General features: G+C 56.4%; 14 protein-coding genes. 9 read left to right on the top strand and 5 right to left on the bottom strand.

Translation table 11 applies throughout. The annotated features are described in order from the left end of the window. Positions 1–274: 274 nt before the first annotated feature. Both AAFM46_RS09620 and AAFM46_RS09615 read right to left on the bottom strand, forming a co-directional pair. Positions 275–3,802, bottom strand: a complete 3,528-nt coding sequence (locus AAFM46_RS09620) for an ATP-binding protein (protein WP_343317547.1) — start codon at positions 3,800–3,802, stop codon at positions 275–277. 286 nt (positions 3,803–4,088) lie between these two features. Beyond that, positions 4,089–4,241: a hypothetical protein gene (locus tag AAFM46_RS09615; protein WP_343317546.1), complete on the bottom strand. Its 153-nt coding sequence runs from the start codon at positions 4,239–4,241 to the stop codon at positions 4,089–4,091. A gap of 19 nt (positions 4,242–4,260) precedes the next feature. Here AAFM46_RS09615 and AAFM46_RS09610 point away from each other — a divergent pair, with 19 nt between their 5' ends. From AAFM46_RS09610 to AAFM46_RS09590, 5 genes are all read left to right on the top strand, one after another. Then, a complete protein-coding gene (locus tag AAFM46_RS09610; protein WP_343317545.1) occupies positions 4,261–4,470 on the top strand; it encodes a hypothetical protein in 210 nt (69 codons plus the stop codon). 213 nt (positions 4,471–4,683) lie between these two features. Next, positions 4,684–5,718 (top strand): hypothetical protein, encoded by a 1,035-nt coding sequence (locus AAFM46_RS09605; protein ID WP_343317544.1) that lies wholly within the window; start codon positions 4,684–4,686, stop codon positions 5,716–5,718. Next, positions 5,718–6,146 (top strand): hypothetical protein, encoded by a 429-nt coding sequence (locus AAFM46_RS09600; protein WP_343317543.1) that lies wholly within the window; start codon positions 5,718–5,720, stop codon positions 6,144–6,146. Before AAFM46_RS09605 ends, AAFM46_RS09600 begins: the two co-directional genes overlap by 1 nt. 330 nt (positions 6,147–6,476) lie before the next feature. After that, a complete protein-coding gene (locus AAFM46_RS09595; RefSeq protein ID WP_343317542.1) occupies positions 6,477–7,373 on the top strand; it encodes a hypothetical protein in 897 nt (298 codons plus the stop codon). Between the two features lie 521 nt (positions 7,374–7,894). After that, on the top strand, positions 7,895–8,368 hold the full coding sequence (locus tag AAFM46_RS09590; RefSeq protein WP_343317541.1) for a DUF732 domain-containing protein: 474 nt from the start codon (positions 7,895–7,897) through the stop codon (positions 8,366–8,368). A 205-nt stretch (positions 8,369–8,573) separates the two neighbouring features. Here AAFM46_RS09590 and AAFM46_RS09585 read toward each other — a convergent pair whose 3' ends face one another. From AAFM46_RS09585 to AAFM46_RS09575, 3 genes are all read right to left on the bottom strand, one after another. Continuing rightward, a complete protein-coding gene (locus tag AAFM46_RS09585; protein WP_343317540.1) occupies positions 8,574–9,647 on the bottom strand; it encodes a site-specific integrase in 1,074 nt (357 codons plus the stop codon). 106 nt (positions 9,648–9,753) lie between these two features. Beyond that, the gene (locus AAFM46_RS09580) at positions 9,754–9,975 is read right to left on the bottom strand and encodes a helix-turn-helix domain-containing protein (RefSeq protein WP_343317539.1); all 222 of its coding nucleotides are present in this window, start codon (positions 9,973–9,975) and stop codon (positions 9,754–9,756) included. An 867-nt stretch (positions 9,976–10,842) separates the two neighbouring features. Then, on the bottom strand, positions 10,843–11,205 hold the full coding sequence (locus AAFM46_RS09575; RefSeq protein WP_343317538.1) for a helix-turn-helix transcriptional regulator: 363 nt from the start codon (positions 11,203–11,205) through the stop codon (positions 10,843–10,845). A 200-nt stretch (positions 11,206–11,405) separates the two neighbouring features. On the opposite strand from AAFM46_RS09575, the gene AAFM46_RS09570 reads away from it, so the two are divergent. The 4 genes from AAFM46_RS09570 to AAFM46_RS09555 all read left to right on the top strand — a co-directional run bounded on the left by AAFM46_RS09570 (position 11,406) and on the right by AAFM46_RS09555 (position 14,784). After that, positions 11,406–12,314, top strand: a complete 909-nt coding sequence (locus tag AAFM46_RS09570) for a sigma factor (protein ID WP_343317537.1) — start codon at positions 11,406–11,408, stop codon at positions 12,312–12,314. A 197-nt stretch (positions 12,315–12,511) separates the two neighbouring features. Then, positions 12,512–13,234, top strand: coding sequence for a hypothetical protein (locus tag AAFM46_RS09565; RefSeq protein ID WP_343317536.1), 723 nt, complete (start codon positions 12,512–12,514; stop codon positions 13,232–13,234). Then, positions 13,234–14,394: an NlpC/P60 family protein gene (locus AAFM46_RS09560; protein WP_343317535.1), complete on the top strand. Its 1,161-nt coding sequence runs from the start codon at positions 13,234–13,236 to the stop codon at positions 14,392–14,394. Before AAFM46_RS09565 ends, AAFM46_RS09560 begins: the two co-directional genes overlap by 1 nt. Positions 14,395–14,496: 102 nt before the next feature. Next, positions 14,497–14,784 (top strand): hypothetical protein, encoded by a 288-nt coding sequence (locus tag AAFM46_RS09555; RefSeq protein WP_343317534.1) that lies wholly within the window; start codon positions 14,497–14,499, stop codon positions 14,782–14,784. Positions 14,785–14,834 lie beyond the last annotated feature (50 nt).

The raw sequence follows: 14,834 nt of genomic DNA, 5'->3' as shown, positions 1-14,834 counted from the left end.
CGTAGCATGCCAATATACTTCGCGGCTCAAGGGATCGATTCGCCTTGGGTGTTCAATCTTCCCGATGTGGCCCGAGAACTGCTTCATCGTTACGTTTCCAAGGCGACAACACCCATAAATGCCAGTGATCCGAATGCGTAACAGCTTCCGTGCGGCCCCTGATTTGCTATTCTGACGGGCTCGAAATTGGATCGATTTCGTGAACCAAACTGCGAACGGTTAAAAAGGTTGATGCACAGAATAGGCTGCGACCGCTCACGTGCCTGCAGGTTTTCTACCAGCCGAGACGCCGCTCCTGCTTCTCCCTTGCATGTGCGGCCTCGAGTTGTCTGCCTAGTACTTCAGATGCCAAGGCACAGACTTCGTCAAGCTCGGGCTGTTGCTCGCGCAGCTTTGCGAAGAACTCGAGATCACTGAGAATCGCATCCGACTCGTCCCCGGTCCAGCTGCTATTTCCAAGGGCGGCAGCGACGATGCGTTGTGGAGAAACTTGTGCAGCCATGAGAGCCGGCGCGAGAGCTATGACGCTGTGATCGCGATAGCCTGACATCATTCTGAGAAGGTCCTCTCCATCCACAACGTCCTCCGCCAGCAAATCACTGGCAAGCTTCGTGTCAGTACCAAGTACGTCTCCTGCGTAACCACTGTGGATCAGCGTCTCGGCACCAAGCGTCGTGACGATCCGCCGCTTTTGATCCTGCGGGAGGTTCCTCAACACATCAGGAAATGACTTCACCAGTCGGCGCGCACGCGAAGAAAACCCAGTCGTTTCCGCGTTTGCGATGAACCAGTCCGCGCAGAGCTCGGGATCAGTGGTCAAGACGTGCTTAAGTATCTCGCCGAGGCGCCATCTTGAGTGCTGTGGCAGCTGGTCGGGAGCTGCCCCGACCAGCGCCGTCCGCCAGACGGGCCTGAGATCCTCGGGCACCTCCGGTCCACGACCCCGTGTTCCCTCTCCGAAGGCGACGGCAGCTAGGGCACGTACTGATGCGCGTGTGTGTATGAGTAGTTCACGCAGGATTGGGGTCACCGACTCATGGATCCACAAGTCGCCGATAAGCGGGACGTCATCGTCGGTTAGACCGTCGATTACAGTGTGCGCTAGATCATCCAGTTCGCAGTCTTCGTGCGTGATTGCGCGCAGAGCCTCGTGCCGTAGCTCGGGGACCTCGATCGCCGACATAACCAAATCATCGATATCAGCACCATCTGCGCGGGCCTTGGTGATCAACGGGGCAACGAGGGGGCGGGCGATTGCCTTAATGGCGGCTTCCAGCCATGCGCCAGCGTTGGCCACATGCTCGGCGAGCGTGCTCGCGAACGCAGTTCCCTCATTGTTGCCATCGAGAACTGATGCCTCGACCACAAGCCTTTGGTGTTCAGTGACACCTTCGGCAGCAGTTAGCTTATCCAGGTCTCGGGCCAGGGACGTCAACTGCTCTCGACGGTCGGCCATCCAACCGTCGATGTCGTCGTCGGGTTCTTGCGCTCCCACGAAGAGGGCCAGATGATCGTCTTCGACCGGGAGCTCGGCCAGCGTTGTAGGCCCGCCGTTCCACATCGAAACGAGGGCTAGTCGTTTGTTGACCCGAATAGGCACCCCTGTGAAGCGTTTTGCCAGCACCGCCAGGGTGCTCAGCACCAGCTCAGCTCCTCTCGCGCCGACAACTCTGTGCTCGGTCGAGGCCTCGCCCTCATGGTTGGTGTTGCCTACGGCAATCGCGGACCACGAATCAAAGATCTCGCAGAATTCTGCCACTGCGCGATGGGTGATGCTTGAAGCTGCATGTCCCCGGACTCTGGAATCGATCGTGTTCCAGTGTGCGAGCAATGATCCCATGGCCTCCGGCGTCATCACGCCCTGAGACATGGTGACGGTGAGGTGGCTACCTGGATCACTCCAGTTACCCGCAACACGGGGGTCGAAGACATAATGCGTGACCTCTGCCAGCATTTCCCACCGGGCTGCGTTGGGATCTTCATCGAACCACTCGAGAGCATATTTCAAGATTCGGTCGCGCAAGGTATCAACGGGCCCTAGATCAGGGTCTAAGTAATGTGCCATGTCCTGGATAACCCGCATCGGGTGGTCGGGGTGCTGGTGACGAGGCCGCTCGTCGCTGACTGCGAGGTCGAGCAGCCCGTGAGTGGCCTCGCGAGAACATGAACGACGGAAAGCGGTGCGGAGGATTTTCTCTGCGGCGGTACCGTAGGGGTCATAGGTGACATCGCCGAATAAGGCCTGAGGCTCACGAGGCGAGTCAAGGACGGCGCGGGCGAGGACGGCAGCGCGGTCAGCCGAAGTCTCGTCGATGCCACTGTAACCCTCGACCAAGGCAAGTGGGATCTCGTGGATCTCCATTGTCGATATCTTGTCGAACCACAAATTCGTCAGCGCCCGAACGCCTGTATCTGGCACATCGTTAGCGATATTGAGAACTGTGCGGTCCAATCGTTCGTCATCGGGGAACTTAGCAGCGAACGAGGCCCAACTCCTTCGCCTTCTCACCCCGAAGAAGGTAGACGCGACGATCAGTGAGCGGAGTGGAGCCAGCACAGACCACTTGTCGCTCGTCCGCTCCACGAGACCGCCCTGAGCGGTGACCTCAAGCCAGGCGATCAAGTCGGCGTACGGGACACCAGCATGGCTTGCAATAATCTCGATGTCCTCAAGTGAGGCTGCGCCGAGTGCGGCGATGCAGGCCAACGCGTCATTGAGTACGGGGCTGCCTGCAATAGCGGTAGCGAGGCCGGCCACTTGGTCAAGAAGTGATTGACCAGTTGCGAGGTCGTCGCCTGCACCGTTGATGACCAAACGAGAGAGGATGGCCGCCCATCCCGGTCGGCCGTCGGACTGTTCGAGTACCAGTGACCGGGCGTGGACGCCGAGGACTCCGAGCGCTTGGATCATTTGATCTAGTGCGGCTCGCGCTAGGCGGTCCACCTCGACCCGCGTCGGCTTGTTAAGTAGAGCCTCTACAGGAGCCTCGGTTCCTGGCCACGTTGCGGCGACTATGGTGAAGCTGAACCGTTCCTTGCTACGAATGCGTACCAGCTGCTCAAGGAGCTCCTGGTCAAGGTGGGCATCGTCTAGCACTACAGTCGTGGGATCTGTGGCGAACAGGTCGTCGGCAAGGTGGTCGCGGGCAAGGCGGTCGATGAAGTGGACACCACCTTCGAGCTCCGCTAGCAGACGGCTCTTGCCAACTCCGGGAACGCCTACTAACGAGACATCGGTCGTCAGCGTTACCGCGGCGCGCAGGTGATCCAGCTCCTCGTCGCGCCCGAACAGGGCGGTGAACGATGACGAAGGCTCAGGGGCTTTCGTTGTCAGTGCTTCAAGACGACCCTCGACTCCAGTCAGTTCAAAGCGGAGATCCGGGTCGCGGCGCAGAGACTCAACTAGCCACTGCCTTGCATATATGCGCGGCACCGGGAGGCTATTGGTTCTACAGTAGGCCTCGATGTTGCGGCGTTTGGTGTCAGAAAGACTCCTAGACGTAATCATCACAAGCAGGTCCAGCCGGAACGTCTCACCCGCATCCCAGAATTTTTTCCACGTTCTATGGCTGCTCTTGAGATTGTCGAGGGCGTCGCCTGTCGTTACCAAAATCCGCCCGCGAGAGTCGGGATCGTCAGCAATGGGAGCGATGATGTCGCCGTCGCGGCCTCCATCACTGCCGCCTTCAATTCCAACCACGTCATCGTAGTGGTTCGCCATCAGGGCCACGGCACACCGCTCAAACACGTCAGCGTCAGTACCTGCGTCGAGCTTGACTGTGATGCGTTCGTTCAGATTCATAGGCTAAGTCTGCCAGTAACGCCCCTGTCGTGGCCCGCGCGCTAAGGATCCTTGTGCAGGGCAAGCTGAGAGTCTTGTCGGCCGCAAGGTAAAGGCGCTGGAATGGACCTGCCGTAGTCCATGGTTGGGTTGGTGGTTCACGGCAGTGCTGCCGACTGCCGAGAGCAGGAAGATTGAGTCTTCCGGGCTGGGCTGCCGATAGTCTTAAGGGGAGTTCTTCGCTAACCGAGGGACCGTTGAAACGATCCAAAGCAGCCCTTGGTGTCACAGGAAGACTACACGCCCTCTAGGAGACTCTCTCCGAGGACAACAACGACGATCCGACGTCCGAGGAGCGCTGATGGGCGCCTACGAGCAGCTCGTCGGGCTGGATGTTCCAACCCGCCAGGCAGCGGGCTTGCTCGGTTTTCCGCACCAAGAACTTCCGTAAACTAGCCATGCCGGAATACTGCGAACCGGTGACACCTTTGAACAAGCTCAGTACCGTGGAGTGGGCCGAGAACCTCGCTGCTTTGAACTCGACGGCGTTCGTGGATCTGGCACCCTTGCAGGTCAATGAGAAGATGCTCGATGCCGGCATCTGCTTGGGATCGGCCTACACGTTCTACCGAGGGATGGGGGAGAACAATCAGGTCAAGGGAACGTCGGCGAGTCAGCGCGTAGCCTAGCGCTAAACGTGGCAGACATGTATGCTCAGCAAAACAAATAAATGATGACACTTCCTAAATGAAACGTCGTTTTTATTCATATGAAGAAGCGGCACAATAGTCTGCTCATCTCCGTTCCGCTGTCTTAACACAGTCTACTCCTTACAACATATTAATTGTCTATTCATTGAAACCTAACAATCTCAATTCCAGTTTCAAAATGGGAAAATAACGATGAAATTCAAAGACATAGAATTTGGGTTCAAGAGCGCTGAAGCCGAACGTAAAATTGATCCTGATTTGTTATTGGATGGATTTTTCCATAAGGGCGATATTATTAATGAAATTTGCAATGGAGTCCCCTATTTTATCCTTGGATATAAAGGTAGCGGAAAGTCATCAATAGCAGAACATTTAAGCCTTCTATCCACGACCGACCCGACGCTCTTTGTCAACCTCTGCGCACTCCGAGATTTTCCTTTCGAGCAGGTTCCTGAGGTAATTAGTGCTACAGGAGATAAAACAGTTAGAACTAACCTCGGCTGGTCAATATTACTAGTGTTAAAAATCTTTGAATCTATATCGGAAGACAACGAAGCAAGGAGGGAAAACCCTGAGATAGACTCTCTAGCATCGAAACTTCGAAAACTGGGCTTACTCCCTAAGCGAAAGTTGCGGGACCTAGTCTTAGTTTCGCGAGAAATCGACCTATCACTGGCCCTTCCTAAAGCGCTTACTGCATCCATGAAGGATACATACAAAGAACCAGTATTAGTGTTGTCGCAGGTTCGTGACGTAATAATGGAAATGGTAATTGTTACGCGAACTACTAATCAACATATATTGTTCTTAGATGGTTTGGATGAGATTTTTTATAAATTTGAGGATTCGTATTTCTCGCTAGCGTCCCTGGTGCATGAGGTGGACGCTCTCAACAGTGATTTCAGCAATGCAGGAGTTCCAATAAAGGTTGTATTACTGTGCAGGACGGACGTTTTTGAGCGTCTGCCGAGTCCGAACATCAATAAATTGCGAGACTTTACAATTACTCTTGTACTCTTGATTGGTATCATAGCCCGTATCAACATTTCAAATCCGAACTATTCGCTCTGGCCACCAAGCGAGCGGCTCATTCTGGATACGTTGGTGCGAATGTCCTCTATGATTTCCTTCCCCGAAAACTTGAACGTCGCAGTGGCGATAATCTGGATACCTACAAATTTCTACTCGATCACACTCGCCATACTCCCAGAGATTTCCTGCAAGTAATGCATTTTATTCAAAATGCAAATTCATTTCAAAGAGTCTCTTTTACGGATATATTTGATGGCCTCCGTGAGTATTCGATAAACTATTTCTTACCGGAAATAAAAGACGAACTGACCGGCTATTTTTCTCCAAATCAGGTGGAAGAGTGTATTCGCCTTATAGGAGGGTTGCGCGAAAGAGAGTTTTCCCTTGAGGACTTGGAGGCGCACAGCAAAGCCGCACGTCTTTCCGCAGATATAAACGTTTTGGAGACGCTGCGCGTTCTATTTGACTGTAGCGCAATAGGAAATATTGTAAAGCAAACAAATGCTCAAGGCGTTCAGAATATTGTCTATACATTCAGGCATCGAAACCGGAATTCTATGATTAATTACAAGCAGGACTTCGTCCTACATCGCGGTGCCTGGAAGGCCCTCAACTTGATGTAGAGGTGTTGGGACGAATATTCTCGGTATAGGTAATGCGAAATAACTTCGTGTCGTATATTAGGGCAGGGCTTCTGCAAAGTCGTTCGGCTGGTAGATAGGCCGGCGAGCGTGAGGGCACGGTCCGGATAGTTGCGGGCACCACGGGTGGCTTTGGCAAGGTTTGTTTCACCCTCGAGCCGCAGGATCGTGATGGCGATGTTCCTCAGGGACGCCATGACACGGGGCGCGTTGCCCCGCCGGACCTAGCTGGAGTCTTCTCGCCAAGTCACGTCGCGGGATGTGACTTGGCGAGAGGACGGATCTTCGGTCCGACGAGGCCAATGGAACCAATTGGAGGTTCCCCTAATAGCGAAATTTCAAAGAAATGACAAGTTGGCAATGGTTGCCCAAAGAGGAGACTATGATGATCCTATGTTCAGGGTACGAATAAAACAATTACTATCACGCAAAATCGGGCGTCGCGGTTATATTCTCGTTTCTAAAGATGAGCAAGGGGTTCATAGGTGGCTCGCATATGGAAAGCCTGAATGCTCTGATAAAAAAGGGAGAGAACTTGAAAGTAGAATTGATGCATCCGTCGAATGCGGTGGCAAGTTGCGGAAGATTCTGGCCTACGTAGAAGTGCCGAGAAGTGATTTGCGTATGTGGAGGGATGTGGCCCTTCCCGTGTTTTTGTCGGTAGTGCTAGCTCTGCTTGCTCTGATATTTCATCGTATTAATTTAGATCCGGCATTCGATTATATACCTATAACAAATTGGTTTATGGGCCTATTGTCTCCAATTGCGTTTGGATATGCGGGCTGGGTTTTTGCAAGGTCTCTGCCGTGGGCACGAAGAATTACGCCAGTTAGTGGGACTGTGTGGAAGCAAAGTCGAAGTCTAATAATATCTATTTCACTCGTGGTCGCAGCAGTGGTAGCTTCCGCCTTTATTGTACCGGATCAATGGCGATTTAAGGATCTATATGAGTCCATTCCGATATTAAGCCAAATAGTGAAAATTATTAGTGGATCATTTGTGTGGTCACTCATTGGAGTGCTGGTAATGGCTAGTGCATTATTCAGGGGAATAGTTGATTGCATTGTGACTAATATTGGAAATTCCCAAAAAGAACAACAGATTCTAAATAGAAACAAGTCTGTTAAGCTGCTTTTTTCCATGTTGCTTTGGCGGGTATATCTGGAAAACGAGCCTTGCCCATCGCAATCGTGTCAGAGGCATCCGTAGGATCGGGACTCTGGACATGGTTCACCACGCGGCGACCACATTCAGAGTCTTGGACGAAGGATCGTCTTACGGGACGAGTTTACGGTCAGCCGATTAAGAACTCATTGCCAAAGCCACCCTCACAGTCCGCAACTATTCGGACCGCGCACTCAACCTCGGTGGCATCAAAACTAGCTAAACAACTTTGCAGACGACCTGCGCATTCAATGCAGTCCAACGAATGAAGGCTCTGATACTGCGAGGCGAAATACTGATGTTGATACAGATTCACTATATATCTGTCGAAAACGGCCAATAACAGGGTCCGCCATGTCATAGAGCGGAATTCATCGTGAATATCGCGAACGACGACATTTATCACATCACCGCACATCGGTCGGTCAAATCGACAAGGATATATCGTTACAACACAGCAGGGTTTATGATTTCTGAGTCTACAAGCGATTCGGGCCGGGTGAGATGCCAGGTGGCTTTTCCCTGTAACAATCTCCATGCTTGACGCTGAAGAAAATGGGTTCCCAATGAATAAGTTTGTCTCCGCTGTAGCTATCGCTGTCTTTTCACTTTCCTTGGCATCATGTGGATCCGAGTCCGAAGACGTCGTGCTATCGGTGCCCTATGATCCATCCCAAGGCAGTGCTACGGAGAAGCTACGCTGGGCTTCTCTTTATCTGGCCGAGAATAACGTGGTGACCAGTGACCCATACGACGTGGCCACTGATACCCGGGTCATCGAACGCATGACTGATAGCTTCTGTACAGTCGTAGGGAACGGAAGCCTGACGGTCACAGACTGGGTCACTGGTATTTCAAATCCTGTAAACGGGACGTCGCAGAAGGATGCGGTTATCTTTGCTGGCGCTGCTGCAAATGCATACTGCCCCAGCGTCAAGGCTGACTTCGATGATTTCCTCGAAGCGAGCAAATTGGTGGTCAAATGGCAAGACTGGGAACCAGCCATCAGTGGTAATCACGGTCCAACATCCCAGAGTTAGCTCATTGACGGCTACATGGTTCATCAGGGGCCTCCCGAGCGGTCCTTGGCGCCACCACAGGAAGGTGGTGCACCCTCGAGAATTTGGGGCTATTGAGGCAGGCCGTTCCACCATGGCTAGGCATAATTGAGGCGAGAGACTAAGGCTCGCAGCAGTTGCTTGAATCGGGCCAGACTAGTTCTGGATTTCAAATTTTTGGTGAGGATCATGCGTCCCTCTGCCTTCCATCCTGACCGAACGCTTGCAGCACCTCTGTGTTGTCCGGCGCCTCGTGAGTCTTCTGAACGTAGTGCTTACTCGTGATCTGTTCGCTGGAATGGCCGAGCTGCGCGGTGGCAGCGGCCATGCCCTGGGTGTTCGCCAGGATGGTCCCGACGGACTTCCGAAACGTGTGCGGTGTGACCCAGTCGAAGCCAACAGCCTTCCGGGCGTCCCGCCATTGCTTGCGAAACCCGTTGGGATCACGAATAGTCAGGGTGCTGGAGGGGAACACTAAATCAAGGTCATTCTGGCGAACTGGATCGGCCTGACGGCGGCGCAGCATCTCTACCGCAAAAGGCGGCAGGAAGTAGCGTTGCCGTGAGTTGGCGCTCTTGGGGTGGTCCTGGATCCTGAGTCCGTTCTTGCCCCGAACGTCGATGACGGTCCCGCGAACCGTTACCGTCGGCTTCTCGGCGGCAAGATCTACATCGGACCACCGAATGGCAAGCGCTTCGCCGATCCTGACTCCAGTGGCAAGCATGATGTCCACGACGTCGAGGATGTCTTTTTCGTGGAGCCCATTTTGGCGGCCGGTTGGTTGCTGCCAGGCATAGACGTCGTGTCGAAGTACGGCCACCTCTTCAATGGTCAGCGCCCTTACTTCCTTGTTGTTGGTGGGGATTCGGGCGACTTCCCGGAGCGGGTTGGCAGCTGCTGCGCCATGGCGTGTCGCCAGGGACAACATGCCGGTAAGCAGCGTTTTCGACATTTTGGCCGTTGCATTGCCATGTTTGGTGCGCACACCCTTGAGGAACTTGTCCAGGGTGGAGACATTGGCTTCTCGAATGGTCAGGTTGCCAACGCCGGGAAGGATATAGGCGTCGATGATTTCCCTGTAGCGGCGGCGTGTATTAGCAGCCCGTTTCAGGTCCTCGAATTCGAGCCACCAGAACTTGGAGAGTTCGCTCATGGCCATGTCGGGGCTGATCACGTCGTCTGTAGGAGGCAGCATGGCATTGAGCTTGGCCAGGAGGCCGGCTTCTGCTTGCGCCCCGGTTGGCCCGGTCGATTGGTACATGCGGGGCTTCCCATCGTAACCGCGCATGGTTGCCCGGGCCCTCCAAGTGGTCGGGCCAAGTTTCCGGCGGGTTACTTTCCCCCACGTCCCGAGCGGTGTTTTTGCCCTAGCCAATGGGGTCTTCCGTGGTGGCGAGCCACGCGTTGAAATCCGTGCGGCTGATGCGAAGGTGGCGCCCGATTCGGTGAGCCCGCGGGCCCGTGTGTTTGACGCGCCACTGATAGAAGGTTTGCTCGGGAATCTGCAACTCATGGCAGATCTCCTTGGGCGTCATCCACTCGTCGACGAAACTAGGGGTGGATGGTGCGTAGTTTGGCTGCTCGGTCATCGGAATCTCCTGTTTAAGCTCGGTAGTCCTCTTCCATGGCACAAAGATGCCGAAACTACATGACTGCTATTGGAATAGATCAAGAACGACGACGGCCGGCCCATCCACCGCTGGTCAGGGGCGGGCAGAACTGTCACAACAGCGTCACCCCTGTGGATGAAGTATTCCCCGTTCAGAGCTGCGCCGCCATTCTGCCGACCGGAGCACCAATCTTGAACTTTGCATGGCCAGTGGTGTCACCAAGCGGCTGTCCGGAGGCGGTACGTCAGGCAGAGACGACTACGCAGATGGATAGAGGTAGAAGCGACTGAATGCGCAGCCTAGTTCGCGTGTTGCTGACGGTGCAGGTCGCGACTCGCGAACCCTGCAAGCCCGTAACTCCTTGAAGGGGATGTCAGGCCATACGATACTTGAGGTAGCCAGAAGAATTGGATCGGAGTGAGATGGCGGACCAGGAACTACCGAGCGCATCCCCGGGGCCAGGACTTACGCCGCAAAGTGAGCTTTCCCGAAGGCTTAAGTTTCTTCTCGACGCTGCTGTTGCTGAGCGTGGGCAGTCGGTGAGTTTTCGGGAAATCAGTGGTGCACTGGCAGCCCGGGGTGTGAAGCTCTCGAGGGCGCGGTGGTCCTACATCAAGGATGGCAAGGGGAGGCTGATCCGGGACAGGCCGTTGCTGACGGCCTTGGCCGACTATTTCAACGTACGCCCTGACTACCTGTTGCTTGTCGAGGACATGGATACCCCCGAAGTCGAGTGGGACCAGCGCGAATCTATCCATTCATTGCGGGTGGCCAAGGTGAAGTCATTCGTAGATCAAGCGCTGGGGGAAGTCTCACCCCTGACGATAGAGTCCGTCGCCGACTATCTCAATCGCGTTCGTCCTTCACCTCCTGGGGCAGAGACTGTTGGCGATTGCGAAGATAGTCCTGATGAGCCGCCAGTAGTACCGTGATTCGGTGGTCGTCTACGGCGTAACGGGGGGATCTGCCGTGGCGGCGGCCCTGAACGATGTCCACGATGATGACGCCGGTCTTTTCGAGCGCGATCAGGTGCTGGGCAACGCTTGCTTCACCGGCGCTGACGGCGTCCACAATATCGCCACGCGGTACTGGGCCGTGTTCCTCCAAGAACCGAATGATTTCGTTGCGCCCACGATTGCCGAAAGCCTCAATGTAGGCTTCCACATCGGAGGTCCAAGCCAAATCTACCGGGTGCGTGATCTTAGGCATGTTCCTATTCTGCCCCACTTATCCACAGATTTACATAGACCCCGTTGACAAGTGCAAATCGTGTGATGACACTAGTTAATATCATCTTTCGGATTCTGGCACCCGTGCTGGAAGCCATCCGGGCCGCAACGCCGTAGCTCTATTCGGGCAGCGTAGGGGCTGACCCCATAGTGTGCAGTTTTTCTTGAACGAAGACGACGATGGTCACTTATGCATCAGCTCGAACGACCCACCGCAAAGACCAGCTCCCGGCGGATTTCCGGCCAGATTTAGCATTCAACCACGGTGTCATCCGCGGGGCGGATGTCATGACCGCCGTGGATGATATTTCCCGGTTTGTTCGCTCACGCCTGGCTCGGGCGGGGTGCCCCAACGAGTTGGAAGACGTACTTCAGGACATTCGTATTGCGGTGTGGTCTGGAGTGTCGCGGGGACGGTACCAACCGCTGCCCGGCGTCCGATTTGGGGCATGGGTCCAGGGAATTGCCAAAAACGTTTGCACAGCTCGCATCGCCAAAGCATCTGCCCACTACACGGTTCCCCTGTACACGGCTGAATCCGACGACCATCCCGCTTTCGATCGGCCGCAGGATGTCGTGGCGGAGCCTTCCGGGGTTGCCGATCGGGAATGGGCGATCAATGTCCTGAAGTTGACGCGGCAGTGTGCCGGCGAAGAAACCTGGGGCTCAGCCATGTTCCTACTTTTGGATGATTATGACGACAGCAGCGGCGCAGTAACCGCCGTTGTTTGTGGTGCAGACACCCCGGCCTATCGCAGGGCGCGCAGGGATTTGAAATTCGTGCGCCAAGTGGCCATCACGGTGAGGAACGCGCTGGCCATGGTGGATTCCGCCGATGGAAATGCCGATGTGTCGGACATGAGCGCTTCGGAATGCCTGCCCACCGCGCTGCACCGTGCCATCGCGGCAACGATCGTCGTTCCCAGGTTGGGCGGAGCGGAAAGGCTCGCTGCCCTCCGCGTCATAGCGGCCAAGAACAACGTCTCGCCCCGGTACGTCGTCGTGCAGACCGGACGCGCGAGGGATCTGTACAAGGCGGCACTGAGAGTCATTCGAATGTCTCAACCGGCGCAGGCCATGCCCCGATAGTCCCAAAGCCAGAAACGTAGCGTCGCCCATCGCTTTTGTGAACCCGTCGACCCTGTACCGACCGTGGCAGCTCGCACCCGGCGCGTTTGGACGTGCACGACGGCGTGGCCTGGCTTGGGGCGCCGCCGCAGGTCCGTTATGGCTGGGTCATACGTCGTTGCCTCTCTTGCTGCATGGACGGGTAAAGGAGGTCTCCAATGCATGGAGCATCAGCATGGAAAAGCTACCTACCTCGTTCCCGGAGGCAGTGGTTCCTGATCGTACTCCTGGGGATCCTGACAGCCGTGGTCATCGCTTTGTTCTTGTTACCAGGCACAAGCCCGTCCCAACAGGCCACAAGTGTCCCGACATCCCCGCCCCAGGCAGCCCTGACGGCAACAGGGCCGGGTCCTGCAGGTGCATTGACTGCGGCACCGGTTGATGTGGCTGTGTCGCCGGGGGAGCCACAGACCCTAGATTTCAAGGCGTATGCCGAGGACACTGCCCGCGCGCTGTACACCTGGGACACACGGGCCTCAACCTATACGCAGGCTTATGCGCATGTGCGTAGTTGGTGGGTCGTCCTGCCTGATGGTTCGAACCCGCTCACCGTGTATACGCAGGAGTTCGAGGGAACCGGCATCAACTCGGCGGCGTTCGCTCAACTCTCCGCCAATGGGGCGTACCGGACGGCCACCGTCGTCCAGGCCAGTTGCGATGGCCAGCTGGCCCAGGTCAGGGACCATCCGGCCCCGTGGGTCGGGCTGCATGTCTGCACCATGACGCTCAGCGTCACCGACCGCTCCACGGCAGATCCCCACAAGACTGCCTACCGCGTTCCGGTCAGTGTCATGGTGAACTGCCCACCGGCGGCCACGGCCCCGGCACATCGTTGCGCACTGGCCGGCTTTTACACCTCGGCCAGCAGAATCGTCTACTGATGCCCGCGGCAGCCCTGGCCACGATCGCGAAAGCGCGACTAATCCCACGAGCACTTGCTGCAATGGTTGTGGTGGTCCCCGTTGGGATGGCCGCCCTGCTCGGCGGGACCAGCATCCTTGTCGCCCAGATCGCGGGTACAAACGTATCGTGCACGTCGGCACCCCAGGAATCGGCGTTCGTCGGACCTGCCTTGCAACCAGCAGCGCCGCTGAACAAGGGCGTCGGGAGCCTGACTGTTCCGGGGCCAAACGGTGCAGTTCTGACGCTTGACCCTCAGCAGCAAAGCATCGCCGGAAGCTACCTTTCGGTGGGCCAGTCTCTGGGTGTGCCGGAGAGGGGGATCCAGATTGCCATCATGGTTGCTCTCCAAGAGTCCGGGCTCAGGATGCTGGCCAACCCTGCTGTCCCCGCGTCGCTGGGTATGCCTCATGATGGCCTGGCTTATGACCATGATTCCCTCGGATCGGCCCAACAACGCCCCCGCGCAGGTTGGGGGAGCGTCCAGGAACTGATGACTGCCGCCTACAATGCCGAAGCGTTCTTTGGCGGTCCGCGTGGGCCAAACCATGGGTCCCCTCCCGGGCTCCTGGACATGCCGGGCTGGACGTCGATGGGTCTGGGACAGGCGGCCCAGGCTGTCCAAGTGTCCGCGTTCCCGGAGCTCTATGAACGTTGGGCGCCGGCGGCCCTGGCGATCATGGCGTCCGTCAAGGGGACGGGCAGCCCGCCAGCATGCCTGCAAGCGGCTTCATCGGAGGACCCTGCAGCACCGCCGGTCCCGGCGAACCTGAGTGCGACTCGGCGAGCAATTCTCCACTATGCCCAGGAAGGTGTGGGCGGCAGCTATGTGTGGGGCGGAACGGCGTTCAAGGCGTGGGATTGCTCCGGCTACGTGCAATGGATCTACGCCCAGGTAGGGATTGCGCTGCCCCGCACTGAACAGTGGCTGGCTGGGCGCCCCACGAATGCGCCGCAGCCAGGAGATTTGGTGGTCCAGAACGCGGATGGGCCGAACCACTGGGGTCATGTCGGTATTTACGCCGGCGCTGGGATGATGTACAGCGCCTTGAACCCCTCGGCGGGTACGCTGCTCCACCCTGTGAGCTGGAATCCCGGAACGCAATACTTCACCCTTCTTGGACCGGCAATGGCCGACTAATGTTCGACAGCGAACGCAGGTCATACGGATTGGGGCCGGGAGGCCATGGAAGTGGAGAAGCAAACGCAAGGTCTGCCTCTACCATCCGGATGGAGTAGTGTCATGAATTTCGCGCCAGTGGACCCCGGAATCGTCCCCAACGGAGATTTCCCCTTCTTGGACTCTCTCAAGCAGATCGGTGGAGGGATCCTGGTCGGTGCCTTCATCGTCATCGCCATAGTCGCGATCATCGGTGCTGCCATGCTGTTGGCCGGCAAACTTAGCCAATCATCCCGGCTGGCCTCAGGGGGCGGGATGATCCTGCTGTGGACCGGCCCCATCGCTGCGATCCTTGGCGGGATCAACGGCTACATCCTGTGGTCACAGACCGCCTTCCAACTCGGGTTCTGAGCTGTTGTCATGCCAGCGCTGGAGTGCACCTTCGGGGGATGGTGGCCCCT

Origin of the sequence: Arthrobacter sp. TMP15 (assembly GCF_039529835.1) — a bacterium.
In the GTDB taxonomy this organism is placed as follows: Bacteria; Actinomycetota; Actinomycetes; order Actinomycetales; family Micrococcaceae; genus Specibacter.
The sequence above is the reverse complement of the archived record's forward strand: the minus strand, read 5'-3'. Positions and strand labels throughout refer to the sequence as shown.